Source organism: Nocardia sp. NPDC057272 (assembly GCF_042668615.1).
Lineage (GTDB): Bacteria > Actinomycetota > Actinomycetes > Mycobacteriales > Mycobacteriaceae > Nocardia.
Map to the genome: position 1 here is coordinate 1 of NZ_JBHUYK010000018.1, position 15,780 is coordinate 15,780.

Annotated in this window: 16 protein-coding genes; 10 read left to right on the plus strand and 6 right to left on the minus strand. The window is 68.3% G+C overall.

The window, feature by feature from the left end; genetic code table 11:
• Positions 1-44 precede the first annotated feature (44 nt).
• The 3 genes from ACFULV_RS22665 to ACFULV_RS22675 all read right to left on the minus strand — a co-directional run bounded on the left by ACFULV_RS22665 (position 45) and on the right by ACFULV_RS22675 (position 4,255).
• Entirely contained in the window at positions 45-1,226 is a 1,182-nt protein-coding gene (locus ACFULV_RS22665; protein ID WP_378659710.1) for an esterase/lipase family protein, read from the minus strand.
• 184 nt (positions 1,227-1,410) lie between these two features.
• On the minus strand, positions 1,411-2,775 hold the full coding sequence (locus ACFULV_RS22670) for a lipase family protein (protein WP_378659713.1): 1,365 nt from the start codon (positions 2,773-2,775) through the stop codon (positions 1,411-1,413).
• Positions 2,776-3,025: 250 nt separating this feature from the next.
• The gene (locus ACFULV_RS22675) at positions 3,026-4,255 is read right to left on the minus strand and encodes a lipase family protein (RefSeq protein WP_378659716.1); all 1,230 of its coding nucleotides are present in this window, start codon (positions 4,253-4,255) and stop codon (positions 3,026-3,028) included.
• A gap of 274 nt (positions 4,256-4,529) precedes the next feature.
• On the opposite strand from ACFULV_RS22675, the gene ACFULV_RS22680 reads away from it, so the two are divergent.
• The 4 genes from ACFULV_RS22680 to ACFULV_RS22695 all read left to right on the plus strand — a co-directional run bounded on the left by ACFULV_RS22680 (position 4,530) and on the right by ACFULV_RS22695 (position 6,622).
• Entirely contained in the window at positions 4,530-4,781 is a 252-nt protein-coding gene (locus ACFULV_RS22680) for a hypothetical protein (RefSeq protein ID WP_378659719.1), read from the plus strand.
• A gap of 80 nt (positions 4,782-4,861) precedes the next feature.
• Positions 4,862-5,347, plus strand: coding sequence for a DUF2599 domain-containing protein (locus ACFULV_RS22685; RefSeq protein WP_378659722.1), 486 nt, complete (start codon positions 4,862-4,864; stop codon positions 5,345-5,347).
• A 12-nt stretch (positions 5,348-5,359) separates the two neighbouring features.
• Positions 5,360-6,013 carry an SDR family oxidoreductase gene (locus ACFULV_RS22690; protein ID WP_378659725.1) on the plus strand — a complete coding sequence of 218 codons (654 nt, stop codon included), beginning with the start codon at positions 5,360-5,362 and terminating at the stop codon, positions 6,011-6,013.
• A 354-nt stretch (positions 6,014-6,367) separates the two neighbouring features.
• The gene (locus ACFULV_RS22695) at positions 6,368-6,622 is read left to right on the plus strand and encodes a hypothetical protein (protein WP_378659728.1); all 255 of its coding nucleotides are present in this window, start codon (positions 6,368-6,370) and stop codon (positions 6,620-6,622) included.
• A gap of 101 nt (positions 6,623-6,723) precedes the next feature.
• Here the strand turns inward: ACFULV_RS22695 and ACFULV_RS22700 are convergent, their stop codons facing one another.
• Positions 6,724-7,608, minus strand: a complete 885-nt coding sequence (locus ACFULV_RS22700) for a helix-turn-helix domain-containing protein (RefSeq protein WP_378631360.1) — start codon at positions 7,606-7,608, stop codon at positions 6,724-6,726.
• 18 nt (positions 7,609-7,626) lie between these two features.
• Positions 7,627-7,860, minus strand: coding sequence for a DUF397 domain-containing protein (locus tag ACFULV_RS22705; protein WP_378659731.1), 234 nt, complete (start codon positions 7,858-7,860; stop codon positions 7,627-7,629).
• Between the two features lie 351 nt (positions 7,861-8,211).
• On the opposite strand from ACFULV_RS22705, the gene ACFULV_RS22710 reads away from it, so the two are divergent.
• The 6 genes from ACFULV_RS22710 (at position 8,212) to ACFULV_RS22735 (ending at position 14,298) form a co-directional block, all read left to right on the plus strand.
• Positions 8,212-8,400, plus strand: a complete 189-nt coding sequence (locus ACFULV_RS22710) for a hypothetical protein (RefSeq protein ID WP_378631358.1) — start codon at positions 8,212-8,214, stop codon at positions 8,398-8,400.
• Positions 8,401-8,487: 87 nt separating this feature from the next.
• Positions 8,488-8,922, plus strand: a complete 435-nt coding sequence (locus tag ACFULV_RS22715; protein WP_378631357.1) for a CBS domain-containing protein — start codon at positions 8,488-8,490, stop codon at positions 8,920-8,922.
• Positions 8,923-9,008: 86 nt separating this feature from the next.
• Positions 9,009-10,286 (plus strand): aminotransferase class V-fold PLP-dependent enzyme, encoded by a 1,278-nt coding sequence (locus ACFULV_RS22720; protein ID WP_378659734.1) that lies wholly within the window; start codon positions 9,009-9,011, stop codon positions 10,284-10,286.
• A 39-nt stretch (positions 10,287-10,325) separates the two neighbouring features.
• Positions 10,326-11,579 carry a heavy-metal-associated domain-containing protein gene (locus tag ACFULV_RS22725; protein ID WP_378659737.1) on the plus strand — a complete coding sequence of 418 codons (1,254 nt, stop codon included), beginning with the start codon at positions 10,326-10,328 and terminating at the stop codon, positions 11,577-11,579.
• Positions 11,576-12,985, plus strand: a complete 1,410-nt coding sequence (locus tag ACFULV_RS22730; RefSeq protein ID WP_378659739.1) for a decarboxylase — start codon at positions 11,576-11,578, stop codon at positions 12,983-12,985. The genes ACFULV_RS22725 and ACFULV_RS22730 overlap by 4 nt, the downstream gene beginning before the upstream one ends.
• Entirely contained in the window at positions 12,985-14,298 is a 1,314-nt protein-coding gene (locus ACFULV_RS22735; RefSeq protein ID WP_378659741.1) for a pyridoxal-phosphate dependent enzyme, read from the plus strand. Before ACFULV_RS22730 ends, ACFULV_RS22735 begins: the two co-directional genes overlap by 1 nt.
• Here ACFULV_RS22735 and ACFULV_RS22740 read toward each other — a convergent pair whose 3' ends face one another.
• The gene (locus ACFULV_RS22740) at positions 14,299-15,747 is read right to left on the minus strand and encodes a condensation domain-containing protein (protein WP_378659743.1); all 1,449 of its coding nucleotides are present in this window, start codon (positions 15,745-15,747) and stop codon (positions 14,299-14,301) included.
• Positions 15,748-15,780 lie beyond the last annotated feature (33 nt).

Here is a 15,780-nt window from a genome sequence, read left to right on the forward strand (position 1 = left end):
CCACCATGGTGGGCAGCGCCTTCGTCGTTCTCAGTGCGAGCGGGTCACAGCGAGCCGCCGCCACCGACCAGCCACGGGTTGAACGCGCAGGTCAGCTGCGGGTTCTGCACCGGGTCGAGCGCGCGAAGCGCGATCGAGAGGGCACGCGGTGAGTACATCATCGTCAGGTGATCGGAGATGTCCTGCTCGCAGCCGTCCTGCAGGGTGATGTTGTGGACCGTCGCCCCCGGACCGGCCTTCATGAAGGTCAGTTCGTAGGGGTTGGTCACCTCGTCGTAGCGGGTGCCGACGATGGTGTAGTCGACGCCGGCGACGGTGTCACCGCCGGCATTGAGGTTGTTGACGAAATCCGAGCCGATGGTCTGCTGGATGCCCGCGTGCCCGACGAAGATCTCGATCGGACCCAGGATGTCGATGCCCAGGTTGTTGATCATGCGGCCCAGGGCGCCGATACCGTCGAGGCTGGTGCCGTGGTGGGTGGCGCCGAAGGTGATCAGCTTGTTGACCTTGGCGGCCCCGCCCTCGAACTTCGTGTAGTAGTTCGCCATCGACCCACCTTGCGAGTGCGCGATGATGTCGACCTCGTCGGAACCGGTCGCGGCGAGCACGCGATCGACGAACGCCGCGGTCTGCTTGGCCGAATCCTCGATGTAGCCGGTGCCCATCACGCCGGGCAGGAACGAACCGAGGCCGCCGCCCTCCATGATGTTGGAGCGACCGTAGTTGAACGTGAACGTGCAGTAGCCGGCGTCCTTGATGGGCTGGCCCATGTAGGCGTAACCGTTGTAGGCGTTCATCCAGGTGCCGTGCAGCAGCACGACCGGGCGAGGGTGCGCGGCGGTCGGCTTGCAGTTCCAGTCGTTCGTCCCGGGCGCGGCCGCATCGGGGTTGCCGAGGCCGTAGGCGAACGCGGCGAGGAACGCCGTCGACTCCGGTCCGTACGCACCGGGATCGGAGGAATAGCCACCCGAGGAACCCGAGCTGGAGCCCGAACCGCCGTAGCAGTCACCGGACCCGTTACCGGATCCGGCGCCACTGCCGGAGGTGCACGCCGACCCGGAGCCGGCGACCTGCCGGCCTTCGGAGATGATGCCGGCAAGATCCTGCTCGGTCGGCGCCGAGGCGGGAGCCGCGCTCGCCCCCGGCCCGGTGAACACCATGGAGAGGGCGCCGACTCCGGCGAATACCGCCGTGTGCAGCGTGCGCCTGCGACTGGGAGATTTCATGTGTTGACTTGTCTTCCTGTGCGATTCGAATATTCGTCGCCCTTTTCTTCCGGGAGAACGAATGGCTTGTCGAAACCGCCCAAAACATAAGCCGCAGAATTACTTACGAGACGATTGTCACGCGCGGTCTGGGTAGGTCACCACAGCCCCTCGAAAAGTGCCATGACAGGGCACAGGAAAATGTTCAGCACTCGCTGCGCGCCGCGACTCCGAGAAGTCGCTCGTCGAGCCACAGCACCGCCTCCGGATAGCCGGTCGCCGCGCCGATGATGTGCTCACCGAGCACGCCGCGATACACCGCGTTCGCCCCGAGTTCGCACTGCTCATCGTAGAGATTGCGCGCACCCTCGGCGGGAATCCACCACTCTTGGTCACCGTTGTAGATGTAGAGCGGAGTCGACGACCGCATTCCTTGCATCCGGGTGATCTCGTAGATCTCGGTGGCCAGTTCCGAACGCAGCGGATCGGCGATGTTGGCGCCCACATCGATCGGCAGGTGCAAGATTCCCGGCACCGCGAACACGCTGGCGCACGTATCTTTCATAATCGAGGTCGTGACCCAGCGCCCGAGATTGTTCATCGCGGCGAGGATTTCGGGTCGCTCCCGGCCGATCGCGAAGGTCGCGGCCATAAATATTCCGGATGCGAGGTTGGCATTCATACTGCGCGAAAGGATTTCGAAGTCGGCGGGCACCCCGCCCAGCGCCGCGCCGACGATGACGTCGCCCAGTTCCGGTGCGTAGGAATCGATCAGCTTGGCCGCACCGTGGGTGGCGATGGCGCCACCGGAATAGCCGGTCATCGCGAATCGGCTGTCGCCGTAGGCCGCCGGGTCGACACCGCGCACCGCCCGGATCGCGTCGAGCACCGCGTGCCCGGCGACATACGGTTCGGCGTACGCCATCCACGGGCCCTCGTGGTCGGGCACCAGGACCGCGTACCCGCGCAGGACCGCCAGCTGCGTCGTCGGCGGAATGAACTCTGTGGAGCTCGACTGCGATGTCAGGCCGTGCGCCAGCGAGTAGCCGGGAGTGCACTTGCGGCCCAGCGCGTCGATGGGCAGGTTGTTCACCAGCACAGGGCGATCCCCCGGCCCGGTCCACTCGGTGGCGGGCACGATCAGGGTCGCGGTGGCGTAGGACGGTCTGCCGTGGGCGTCGTCGGTGCGGAATTTCAGCAGCGTCGCCGAGCGGATGGGGACCAGGGTCAACCAGGCCGCGGTCGCGGTGACGTCGCGGGATTCGATCAGATCGCCGGGCGACAACTCGTCGAGCCCGGTCGGCCACTGGTCGAAGATCGGATCGCCGACCGCCGACGGGAGCACCGCCGCGTGCAGTGCCGCGAGTTCGGCCGCCGGATCGGCGTCGTTCGCCGGGATCGGCGACGGAATCACCTGGTCGATCCAGCGCTGCAGATCGGGCAGGAAACCGGGTGTCCCCACCTGCGGCACCGGGAATTCCTGGGTCGGCGGCGGCTCGGCGGCCGCCGTGCCTGCCGCGAAGGAGCCGAGCAGCAGCATCGAACCGACAAGTACTCGAACAGATCTCATGGCACACACGCCTTCGGGTGGCAACGGATTCGTCGATGACGTGCCACTATGCGGTGCTCCGACCCCCGCCGAAACTCCCCCACCGCGCCGTCGTCAGATCCTTCACGGTACGGGGCGGGGCGAACCGACTTCGGCGTTGTGCCCGAGTCGTGTGCGCAATGCCGCTGTATCGCAACACGAATCGTCCGTGACGACGCGAATCGGCCCGGATCCGCTTCGGGGCGAGCGGATCCGGGCCGATCGAACCGGCTCAGCAGGTGCTGGGCGCCGGTTCCCCCTGCAGCCGGGCATCGAGCCAACTCAGCGCGGAAGGCAGTCCGAGCACAGCTGCGGTCAGATGGTCCGGGGTCGGTGTCTGCTGACTGACAACCTTGGCGCCCGCGGCACACCAGCGATGGGTGGTGGAGGTGATCGCGTCGACCGGGATGAGGCCGTCGATCGGCGAATGCCATTCGAAGACGGGCATTGTCGGCGCGCCCGGATACAGCTCGAGGCTGTTCTCCTCCACCACGGCGCGAGCTTCGGGATCCTCCACCAGTGAGGTGGTAGCCGCGAAGTCGAGGATGCCGCGCCCGGCTCCCGCCCCGAGGATGTCGTTGGTGCAGGCGTCACGGATCGACGCGCGGGCGGCCAAACCGCTGGCATTCATCTGATCGCTGATCGGGAACCGTTGGGGGTATTCCCGTTCGAGCCCGATCCCCGCGGCCAGCGCGAGACCGAACACCGGATGCGAACCGAAGCCGAGCCCCTCGAGCATCGATACCAGGTTCATCGGCACCCCGCCCATCGCCGCCCCCGCGATCTCGAGCTCGGGCGCGTACTCGGGCTGCAGTGCCGCCGCCCACGCCGTCGCCATGCCGCCACCGGAGTACCCCGCCATCGCGACCCGGCTGCCGCCGACCCGCAACTGCTCGACCTGGCGCACCGCGCGGATACCGTCGAGGGTCACCTGGCCGCCCAATTTCGCTGCCCCGTAGGCGAAATTCGGTCCGAGGTGGTCGGGCACGGCCATCGTCCAGCCGCGCTTGAGCGCGTAGTTCCAGGCCACCGCCTCGCGCACCATCAGATCCGGATCGTCGGTGTAGAGGACCTTGGAGACCGAGCAGCGCGTGCCGAGCCCGTTGATGATGTGCTGGTAGGACAGCACGGGGGCGTCGGTGCGGTGATTGTTCGGCTGCAGCACCGTCGTCGTCGCGGCGATCGGGTCGCCCGCGGAATTGGTGGAGCGGAACTGGATCAGGGTGATAGTGGTGTCGGGGAACATGGCCAGCCCCGGCATCTGCCGTACGCCGAGTACGTCGCCGGGCTTGTGCTCGGCCAGGTCGGCCGGCTGGCTGTAGAAGGGGTCGGGGTCGGCAGTCGGGTACAGCGGTGTGGTGTGGCCTGCCGCGGCGGGGACCACGGTGAGCACCGCTGCCGCCAGGCAGACCAATAGCGTTCGGCCCGGCCTGCTGTGTCGTGCCGCGGCATCCCAGATCATGCGGCTGTCCCTCCCGTGTCGCTGCTGTCGAGACCGATCTTCGCCGGTACCGTGGCTCCTCGTCGACGGGTCGCCGCGAACATCGGCGGAGCTCACAACCTCACCTGGGTGCGGTTGTGACCGGAGGCAGGACGCCGATATGCGGGCGCACCGCCGCGGCGACAGGTGGATTGTGAGATCTCCAAGCGAAATCGGAACGTGTTCCTCTCGATGGTGCAAGACCTACCGTCGAGCAGGAAGGCGCTCACCAGTGCCGGGGCGAAAGGAGCACGCCATGATTCCCACCGACGAGAACATCGCCGCCACCCTCCACCGCATCGACCCGAACGAGATACCGACCCGGCGGATCACGGTCTACTTCGACGGCCCCACCCCCGAGGACGCACTGGTCCTGCAATACGCCGCGACCCAGGCCGAGGCGTGGGAGTTCACCTCGGCGGCCGTATATTCCGGCCTGCTGGTGACCGTGGACGGCAATGTCGGCCCCGGCCTGCGCCGGTTGCCCTGCCGGTCGCTGTGGCACTGACGCTCGCGGCGCGGCCTCGCCGGCCGCACTAAGCTGGCACGGCGGGCGCTGCTCGGCCCGCGGTGACAGAAAGGGCATTCGTGACACGGTGGCAGTTCTCGCTCGCACTGGCCGCGGCGGCCGTCCTCACCGGCTGCGGCTCGGCCGAGACCACCGAGGTCGCCACCGCACCCAGCACCACCGCCCCGACGACGACCACCACGAAGCGGGTGCCCGCCACCATCGCGCCGCCCACCACCACTGTCGACCCCTACGCGGGCCTGCCCCTGATCGATCACGTGACCTGGACCGAGAACGTCGACGGCCCCCGCCTGCTCGTCTTCCCCACCCAGGCGGGCCGCAAAACCGCCGCGCCCGGCACCGACGAACTCGCGTGGCAGGAAGTACGTGCCCTCGACGCCGACGCCGACGCGCCGGGGATGCGCGACCAGTTCGTGTGCCACTGGGTCTGGGCCAGGATGGTAGCGCCCGACAAGCCGAGCTGGAATCTCGAACCGTGGCGCCCCGCCGTCGGATATCAGGCCACGGTGGCGGCGAACTGCAATCCCGGCGGCCCCGAACGCTGATAGGAGCATCCCATGCGCATCGTCATCGCCGGTGGACACGGCAAAATCGCTCTCCTGCTCGCCCAGGTACTGACCCAGCGCGGCGATCACGTCCACGCGCTCATCCGTGAACCCGGCCAAGCCGCCGATATCGCCGCGACCGGCGGCGTGCCGGTCATCTACGACATGGAACGCGACAGCCCCGCCGACCTCGCGGCGGCGGTCGCAGGTTCGGACGCGGTGGTGTTCGCCGCGGGTGCGGGCGCGGGCAGCGGTGCCGCGCGCAAGTACACGGTCGACCTCAACGGTTCGGTACAGCTGGCCGACGCCGCCGAGCACACGGGCGTCGCGCGGTTCGTCCAGATCTCGACGATGGGCGCGGGCAGCCCGCCCGCCCCGGGGACCGATGAGGTGTGGGCCGCCTATATCGACGCCAAGACCCGCGCCGAGGAGGACCTGCGGACTCGCGCGCTGGCGTGGACGATCCTGCGACCGGGCCGGCTCACCGACACCGAAGGCAACGGTCTGATCACGCTCGGACCACCGCCGATTCCGCGCGATTCGGTGCCACGCGCCGACGTCGCCGCGACACTCGCGTCGATCTTGGTCGCGGACAACACTTTTCGGCGCACACTGGAGCTGGTCTCCGGATCGGAGACGATCGAGTCAGCCGTCGCGGCCATTTGATAGCCACAAATTAACTATCACAACATATTTCGCCCGCTGAGCGCGATTGTCGTCAACTCGTGCCGCATTGTCGCCACCTGATGAACACAACCAGCCGCCGGTCACGCCACTATCCGAGCGCCACATTTGACGGAGGTGGTGGCGCCACCCTGGATTCGCCGCTCAGAAGCCGGGAAATGCACCGCATCGAGACGGAATCGATCGTGCAGATGTGCTTGCATCTGAAAGTCTCTCCGTCCTAAACTCAGGGCCGCAACACAATTCAGGGGATAGTCAGGGGAGGCCGCGAGCGGCACACCCGGGGCCAGGATTGCCTTGGGTTTGCCACTGCCTGAGAAGCACAGGGGCATTCATATGAACAACACCACGGGCCGTTTCGGCCTCGCCGATCGCGCGGCGGCCGATCACCCCGGCTCCGCTCGATGGTCGAGGGAAAGCGCGGTCGCCTTCGTCATCGACGCCGTGGAATCCACCGGCGCGGCGACCCGCAACGATTTCGATATCGACCGGATCGTGACCACCGCGCACGAACTGGCCGATGACTGGGATCTGCAAACGCTGACTCCCGATACTTTCTGGCGTATCGCCGCCGGCTGTATCCGGTACTGACCGCGAATCGGTACCCACCGATCGACTGCCCCGCCCCTCGCGCGCAGTCCGATCAGCTCTCCGTGTCCGAGCCCGCCCGACCGATCAGCTCCGCTCGGCTGTCAGTCCCGCTCGGCGTAGGACAGCAGTATCTCGCGTGAGCGATCCGGCCGTTCGGCTTGAACGCTGAGCTGATCCATCACCGACAGATACATCGCGAGGTCCTGGCGGCGCTCGAGGTAGAGCGCGCTGGTGAGTTGCTCGAGGTAGACGATATCGGGCAGTTCCGGCTCGCCGAAGCGCAGAATGCTGAACGAACTACCCGCCGCCGCGTGCCCGCCCGCCGAGTACGGCAGCACCTGCACCGTCACGTTCGGCAGTTCCGAGAGCTCGGCGAGGTAGCGGAGCTGGGCCCGGTGCACCTCACGCCCGCCGATCGGACGATGCAGCACGGCTTCGTCGATCACCGCCCACACCACCGGCGGGTCGACCCGGCGCAGGACATCCTGGCGTAACTGCCGAACCTGGACCCGGCGATCGGTTTCGGCGTCGTCGAAACCGAGGGTGACGATCGCCCTGGTGTACTCCGGCGTCTGGAGCAGCCCGGGTACCAGCTGTGCTTCGTAGGTACGGATCTGGCTGGCCGCCTGCTCGAGCCCGAGGTAGGTGCTGAACCACGACGGCAGCAGGTCGCTGTAGCGATGCCACCAGCCGGGTTCGCTTGCCTGCCTGGCCAACTCGAAGAACGAGGTGCGTTCCACCGGGTCGTGCACGCCGTAGAGCGTGAGCAGATCCCGGATGTCGCGTTCCTTGAAACCGGTGCGGCCCAGCTCGAGCCGGCTGATCTTGGCGTGCGAGCCGCGGATCGCATCGCCCGCGGCCTCGCGGGTGATGCCTTTGCCCTCGCGTAGCTTGCGCAACTGGCCACCGAGCGCGATACGCAACACGGTGGGGCCACGGTCGACAACAGGTTGTACGCGACCGATCTCGTCGGGTTCAGCCGTCATGGACCCAGATCCTACCGATTACCCGGTGAGGTAGTCGAACTCTCCGGCCTTCGCGCCGCGGATGAATGCGTCGATCTCGGGCCGGGTGTAGAAGATCACCGACCCGTGCGGGTCGCGCGAGTTGCGTACGGCGACCGAGCCGTCGGCGGCTTCGGCGACCTCGACACAGTTGCCACTGGGGTTGCTGTAGGTGCTTTTGCGCCACGCGCCGTCTCCGGGGCGTTCACGCTGATCATGCTGCATTCCGGACATACCGCACTCCTCGTTGTCGAATGATGCCCACCGGTACGAAAATTGCAGATGCACGCACAAACGTTCTTGCATCTGCCTTGCGCGATGGGGACATTAACACGCGAAACGCCACCGCGCACCGGTCGGTACTTACCCGGCGTCATGACCGCGGCCAGGCGCCGACCGTCTCGTCCAGCCCCCTGAATTCGTAAGCGCCGCAACCCCATCGCGAGCCGACACGGCCGCAACGAGCGTGCAGATGTGCTTGCATTCGAAAATGAACCGCCCGTAGACTCAGGCCGCAAGATCACCGGGAGGTACCTCGGCTCCCCAGCCGGGCGGGCCTCCCGTCGCCGAATGGGAGGGGACTCGATGAGCAGTCCGTTTCAGCGACACCTCAGTGCCGCAGGTGTACCGCCCACGGCGTGTAGCGACGAGCCGAACGGGCTCACCTACCGTCAGGCGCGCGAGATGCTGAGCCAACACGACATCCATGGTCCGCAGTGCCGTCAGTGGCTGGCCGCTGCCGCATACCTGTCCGCGGGGCTGGACGACGAATAGCGCGGTCGTAACGTCTTCGTGCTGGTCAGACCGGTTCCGACAGGTCATGCTGGTGGGCGACGATCGATCCGGACAGGTGGTGCGCGTATGCGGATAGCGGAGATCCTGCGCAACAAGGGCAGGGCGGTCACGACCGTGCCGCCGCAGACCACCGTGCGCGACCTGCTCGCGGCACTGGCCGACCACAATATCGGCGCGGTGGTCGTTTCCCCCGATGGCGCCGTGATCACGGGCATCGTCTCCGAACGCGATGTGGTGCGTCATCTGCACGTCCACGGCGCCGCGCTGCTGGACCGGCCGGTCACCGACATCATGACCGCCCGGGTTCGCACCTGTGGGCCCGATGAGGACGTGTCCTCGCTGCGCGATGTGATGACCGAGCACCGGATCCGGCACATGCCGGTGGTGAAGTCCGACCGGCTCGTCGGCATCGTCAGCATCGGTGACGTGGTCAAGAGTGAAATCACCGAACTGGCCGCCGAACGTGAACACCTCGTCGAGTACCTGCAAGGCAACTACTGAGCCCGACGCCGACCGGCGACACCGAAAAGCCTTGCGCCTGAGAATTCTTCGCGAGCCGTACCAGAAACGTGCGTATCGTTGAGCGGGTGCACCCCGTCCGGCCCGAGCTTGCCGCCGCCTCGGTGATCCGGCACGCGCCCACCCCGGTGCCCGCCTCGATTCGCACGCGGTTTCCGGCCCTGGCCGATCCCGCGGTGGTCTATCTCGACAGTGCCGCGACGACGCAGAAGCCCGACACCGTCATCGCGGCCGTCACCGATTACCACCGCGAGCACACCGCCAACGCGGGCCGCGGCACCTACGGCTGGGCCACCGCGCTGTCGGCGCGGATCGCCGCCGTCCGGACCCGGGCGGCCGGTTTCCTCGGCGCGCACCACGTCGACGAGATCGTGTTCACCAGCGGAGCCACCGCCGCACTCGGCGCGATCGCGCACAGTTGGGGCCTGGCCGAGCTCGACGACGGCGACGAGATCCTCTACAACCCGGCCGATCACGCCGCCAATGTGCTGCCGTGGCACCACCTGCGCGACACCCTCGCCAGGTTCGGCCGCCGAATCGTGTTGCGGCCCTATCGCAGCACCGCGACCGGCGAAGCCGACATCGAGGACATCCTCGCACGGGTCGGTCCGCGCACCCGTCTGATCACCACCAGCCATCTCCATCACGTGTACGGCGGGCTCACCACCCTCGAGGAATTGCGCGGCCGGATCGACCCCGAGATCCTGCTGTGCTTCGACTGCTCGCAGAGCGGAGGGCACCTCCCGGTCGACGTGACCGCGCTGCGTGCCGACTTCGCGGTCTTCGCGGGACACAAGATGTTCGGTGCGCCCGGGATCGGCCTGCTGTACTGCCACCGCCGGGTGCACGACAGGCTGCGGCCCTTCCTGCCCGGCGGGAACACCGGGGTCAGGATCACCGAAACCGGTCTCGTCGGCACCGGAATGCCCGAGCTGCTCGAGGGCGGTACCCACAACATCCCCGGGATCCTTTCCCTGGCACCGGCTTTCGACCTCCTCGACGAGCTCGATCGCTTCGCTGTCGCCGAGCACAACCGGGTGCTCACCCTGCGGCTCATCGACGGCCTGCGCGAGGTCCCCGGGCTCGACTTCCTTCCCGGGCCCGCACACGCCACGTGCGCCGTCGGCTATGGGATCGTCTCGTTCACCCTCGACACGGTCAGCGCGGCCGACCTCGGGTTCGTCCTGGCCGATGCCGGCTTCCTGGTGCGAACCGGAGCGCATTGCGTGCCCTCGGCCGATGCCGGGAACGGTTCGGTGCGGGTGAGTACCCACCTCTACAACACCCTCGACGAGATCGACCGATTCGTCGCCTGCGTGTCCGGCATCGCCGGCCACGGGCGCTGAACGACCTGTCCTTCAAGCCCCCGACGCCGAGGAGGAACGATGGGCTCGCCCACCGTGCAGCACTACGATCGTCGCGCCGCGTCCCGGGTACTGGCCCGCCTGGCCGCTCCCGGACTGTTCGCCGCCACCGAACCGGCGCCTGTGGCTCGAATCACCTACCGGGCCAGGGCATTACAGCCTGAATCGGGTGCCTCGCTCACACAGTCCCAGCGGATGTACCTGGAACGGTTCATGCGCCCGTGCCGCCCGGATCAGGTGACCAGCGCGACCCACCGCCTCACGTGGGCCGACAGCGCGGGCATTCCCAACACCGGGTACTTCCACACCGCGGGCGCGGGCCCCGAACTCGCGGTGCTCGCGCGGGAAACAGTCCTCGCGCTGTGGCATTCGCTGGCGGCATCCGGACTCCCGGCGCGCGCCGCGGCCCTCCCCGCCCACGATCACGGCGTTCTTTTAGCGACCACCACCGATCACGATCCGCACGAGATCTTCCGGGTCGGTATCGAGGCAACAGGGCGCGCACTGGTCCAGCACGGGCTGATCGCCGCCGACACCCCCTATCGCGGGCTCGTCGAATTCGCCACCGGGATGCGTGATTGCGGCATCTTCACCGCCGTCGCCACCCGCTGGTTCTGGGAATTGCAGGCATCAACCTTCCGGCGCGGCATGATCCCGGTGCGCTTTGTCACCCAGCCCGACGGGTCCGTGCGCTACACCGCCGACTCGATCGCCGTCCTGCGCGCGATGAAAGACGCCACCATCGCCGACGCGCACGCGGTGATGCTGCGCGCGACCAGCGAGGAGGGCCTCGAGACCGAAGCGGCCGTCGCGAAATACCACGACGACCTCGACCTGATCTCACGGCAATACGCGCTGCTGCCCGCCGACACGCGACCCACCTGTCTCGCGGCGACCCAACACGACGTCGACGGCGCCGGTGTGCACGTCCTCGCCACGGTCGTCGATCGGTTCGTCGAGACGTTCGCCGCGCTGACGGGTTCGGTGGAGGTACTCGAGGATCTGACCGAGGAACAGCCGGGCACTGCACCCACCGGCGACGACGGTGTCTTCTACGTTCCCGATATGAGCTGCCGACATTGTGTCCGCACGATCACCGCTCTGCTCGAGTCGATGGAGATCCCGGTCGTCGAGATCGATCTGGAGTCCAAGCGGGTGATCGCGCGGATCCGCAGTCCGCGCAACAGGTTCCGTGTCTTCGAGGCATTACGCGATGGCGGTTACAACCCGGTCGACGACGTGCCGGCGCAGGTGCCCGGCGCGTCGGTGGGATGATCCCGCCCGCCGTTCCCGCCGCGCTGCATCCGCTCGTCGCCGCGTTCCTCACCGATCGCGACGGCGTGCGCGCCGCGCTGCGCCGCTACGGCTCCCCCGTGCATCTGGTGTTCCCGCAGATCTTCACCGCCAACCTCGCCGCACTGCGCGCCGTGCTCGACAACGCAGCGGTCCGGCATCGAATCTGCTACGCGCACAAAGTGAATCGCTCGGCGGCGTTCGCCCACACGGCCGCGCACGCGGGAATCGCCGTCGATGTGGCGTCCACGGGGGAACTGCGTTCCGCGCTGTCCGCCGGATTCCCCGCCGATCGCATCGAGGTGACCGGGCCCAAGGGCGCCACGCTGCTGCGGGCCACGTTGACGGCCGCGGCGACGGTCAATGTCGACAACCTCTGGGAACTCGCGACCCTGGCCGAGCTGGCGTCCCCGGCGGCGGCTGTCCCGGTGTTGCTGCGTATTTCGGGATTCTCCGGCAGCTCACCGAGCCGGTTCGGTATCGACCTCGCCGACGTAGCCACGGCGCTGGAGCTGCTGGTACGCCACCGAGACCGGCTGCGGCTGCTGGGATTCGCCTTTCACCTCGATACCGCTGCCACCGCGGAACGGGTCAACGCCGTGGGCGACTGTCTGGAACTGATCGAACGGGCCTACGCGCACGGCCTGACGCCGACGGTGCTCGATATCGGCGGCGGCCTGCGCCAGGTCTTCACCGCCGATGCCGGGGGGTACGACGCCTACGACCACGCACTGCGGGCGGGCCTGCTCGGGCGTGGCCCCGCGATGCACTGGGGCAACAACACTTTCGGTTATCACGTCGCCGAAGGAATGGTGCACGGCGCACCGGTGTTCCACAAGTACGCCAATACCGAACCCGCCGCCGACATCCTCGCCGAACTGCTCGCCGCGCCGCTGCCCGGGCACGGTGGACGGGCGCTGGCGGCGGTCCTCACCGACAATCTCCTCGACCTGTGGCTCGAACCGGGCAAAGCGCTGGTCGACCAGGCAGGCATCACCGTGGCCCAGGTCGAGTTCGTCAAACAGGCAGGCAACGGCGCGACGCTGGTCCATCTGGATCTCAGCCGCGACACCGTCACCGCCGCCGACCAGGAGGTGCTCATCGATCCGATCGTGCTGGCCGACGTAGCCGAGCCGCGCCCGGCCGGGGTGTATTTCGCCGGGCACCGGTGTCTCGAGCGCGATCTGATCACCCAGCGGCAGGTGCGAGTTCAGCAGCTACCGTCCCCCGGCGATCCGGTGGTGTTCCCCAATACCGCCGCCTACCACACGGACCTGTCGGCCGCGCAGGCCGGCATGCACCCGACACCCGCGAAAGTCGCTGTGCTGCACCGAGACGGACAGTTCGTGCTGTGCCCTGACGCCGACTATCGGCCCGGGGGCCGGTGATGGTCTACACCCACATCACCGAGCTGATCGGCAACACTCCCCTGCTGCGCCTGGACCCCGCCGTCCACGGGCTGCCCGAGGTCGAGCTGTACGCGAAACTGGAGTCGCACAACCCCTTCGGTTCGGTGAAGGACCGCGTCGCCTGGGCGATGATCCGCGACGACCTCGAGCGTGTCCGCGCGGGCGGGCAGTCGTTCATCGAGGCGTCGAGCGGTAACACCGCCAAAGCGCTACGGGTACTCGGCGCACTGCACGGCATCCCGTTGCGCGCGGTCACCAACCGGATCCGGGTGAGCGAGGTCCGCCAACTGCTGCAACTGCTCGGGACCGAGATCGTGGAACTTCCCGGCCTGTCCGAATGCCCTGATCCCCATGCCGCCGATGATGTTTCGGCGGTCATCGAGCAGACCATCGGTCAGGCGCCCGACCACTGGTATCACCCCTCGCAATACACGAACGAGCGCAATATCGCCGCCCATCACGACGGCACCGGCACCGAGATCGCCACCGACCTCGCGGACGCGGGCATCGACCACCTGGACTACCTGATCGGCGGACTCGGCACGACCGGCTCCACCCGAGGCACCGCCACCGCCCTGCTCGCCCACCATCCGGGCCTGCGCACCGTGGGGGTGGTGTCGGACCGCTTCGATTTCATCCCCGGTATCCGCTCCGAGCGCGAGATGTGGGACGTCGGCCTGTTCCGGCCCGATTTCTACGACGAGATCGTCACCGTCGACTCCGCCGCGGCCATCGAGTCGACCCTCGACCTGATGCGCGGCTACGGCGTGCTCGCCGGACCCACCAGCGGCGCGGGCTATTGCGCCGCCCTTCGCACCCTGGCCGCGGCACCACGCCCAGAGGGCAGAGCACTGGTGGCCGTGCTGATTGTGTGCGACCGGATCGAACCGTATCTGTCCTATCTCGCCAAACGCAGGCCGGAGCTGTTCGGCAAGCCCACCGGGCCCGCACCCCCGAGCCCCGACGACACCGCGCCGACGCTGTCCCCCGCCGAGCTGGCCGAACTCGACCGCACCGCCAGACCCACCGTCGTCGATACCCGCGGCGCGATGGCCTACCGCGTCGGGCATGTCCCGGGCGCGCTCAACATCCGCGACGACCAGCTCGACGAGATGCTCGCCCAGGGCGTGCCGTTTCCGCGGTCCCGGCCGGTGGTGTTCGTGTGCCCGGTCGGGGAAACCTCGCTGCGTTTCGCCGCGGTGGCCCACCGCGCGGGTTACGAGGCGTTCAGCCTCGCGGGCGGCATCGTCGCGTGGCGCGACGCCGGATACGCGATGGAGCGCGGCGGCTGATCAGACGAGCACCCGGGTGGCGCGGCGCGCGGTGCTCAGCGCACAACCGCGGCCGGTGGTCGCCAGCAGCACCGTGAGCGGTCCGCGATACCCGTCGGCGAGCAGCCCGACGACCGCGCGGAAGCGCGCCACGAACTGCTGCGCGGTCGCCTCGTCGAACCGGGCGATCGGGTAGATGAACGACCCGTCGACCCCGGCGGGCGCTCCGAGCGGATCGTAGTGGTCGGTGAGCCCGAACTCGAGGTCGTGCTTGGCCCTGACCACCCCGGTCGGCACCTCGGTGATCGAAAGCCCCTGTGCGGGAGTGCTTTCGACGGGCGTGCGCGGCGCCCCCGCTCGCTGCAGGATGAGGGTGGCCTGGAACAGTGGCAGCGCTGCGTCCTGCGGCAGGCAGCGCTTGAGGCGTGGGTTGGGGGTGTCGGGGTGGGCGTACGCGGCAAGCGCGACCCGGCGCACCTGATCGAGGAGTTCGCCGACATCGGCGGCACGGTCGAGGCGCACGCGCATCAGCACGTCAGCGGAGAAGTTGCCGACGAGATCGTCGAGCAGGCGGTGATCGCGACCCGAAACCGCCGTGGCGACCGTGACATCGGCGCTGCGCGCGAACGCGCCGACGGTGAGCGCGAACGCGGTCTGCAACACCATGAACAGGCTCGCCCGCCCCTCCTGCGCCATCCGCAGCAGCCCGGCGTGGGTCGCGGCGTCGAACGAAATCGGCAGCAGCGCACCGGCGACCGGGTCGATCGGGGCCGCGGGGAGCTCACGCACGGGCAGGTCGAGCAGGGCGGGGCGGCCGGCCAGCGCATTGGCCCAGTACCGCAGCTGATGGGTGGCCCGGCTCCACTCGTCGGTGAACTCGCCGAGCTGCTCGTGCTTCCACAGGGTGTAGTCGATGTAGCTGATCGGCAGCGGCGGCCAGTGCGGGGTGGTACCGGCGCGACAGGCCAGGTAGGCGGTGACGAGGTCGCGGATCAGCGGGCCCATCGAGCGGCCGTCGACCGAGATGTGGTGCACGACAAGGGCGAGCACCACATCGTCGGGCCCGAGCACGAACAGCCGCGCCCGCACCGGCAGGTCGCGGGCGAGGTCGAAGGGCTGCCCGGCCAGCGCGGCGACGGCGGGGGCGAGTTCGGCTTCGCCGACGCCGCATTCGGCCACATCGAGGACGACATCGTCGGGGTCGACGACGCACTGAGCCGGACCGAGCTCGGTCGCCGGAAACCGGGTCCGCAGCGGAACATGGCGACCGACAAGAAGTTTCAGCGCCGCCCGCAGTGCTGCCACGTCGACCGACGCGCCACGCAAGCGCATCGCCCGCGCGACATTCCAGTCCGCCGACCGGCCGAGTCGCGCGGCATGCCACATCCGCTCCTGCGCGGGCGCCAGCGGCACATGGGCCGGACACGGTCGCGGGCCGAGCACCGGTGACGCGGCGGGGCGCGCACACACCGGGTCGCTCCCGGTGCGCGCCGTCGCCGACAA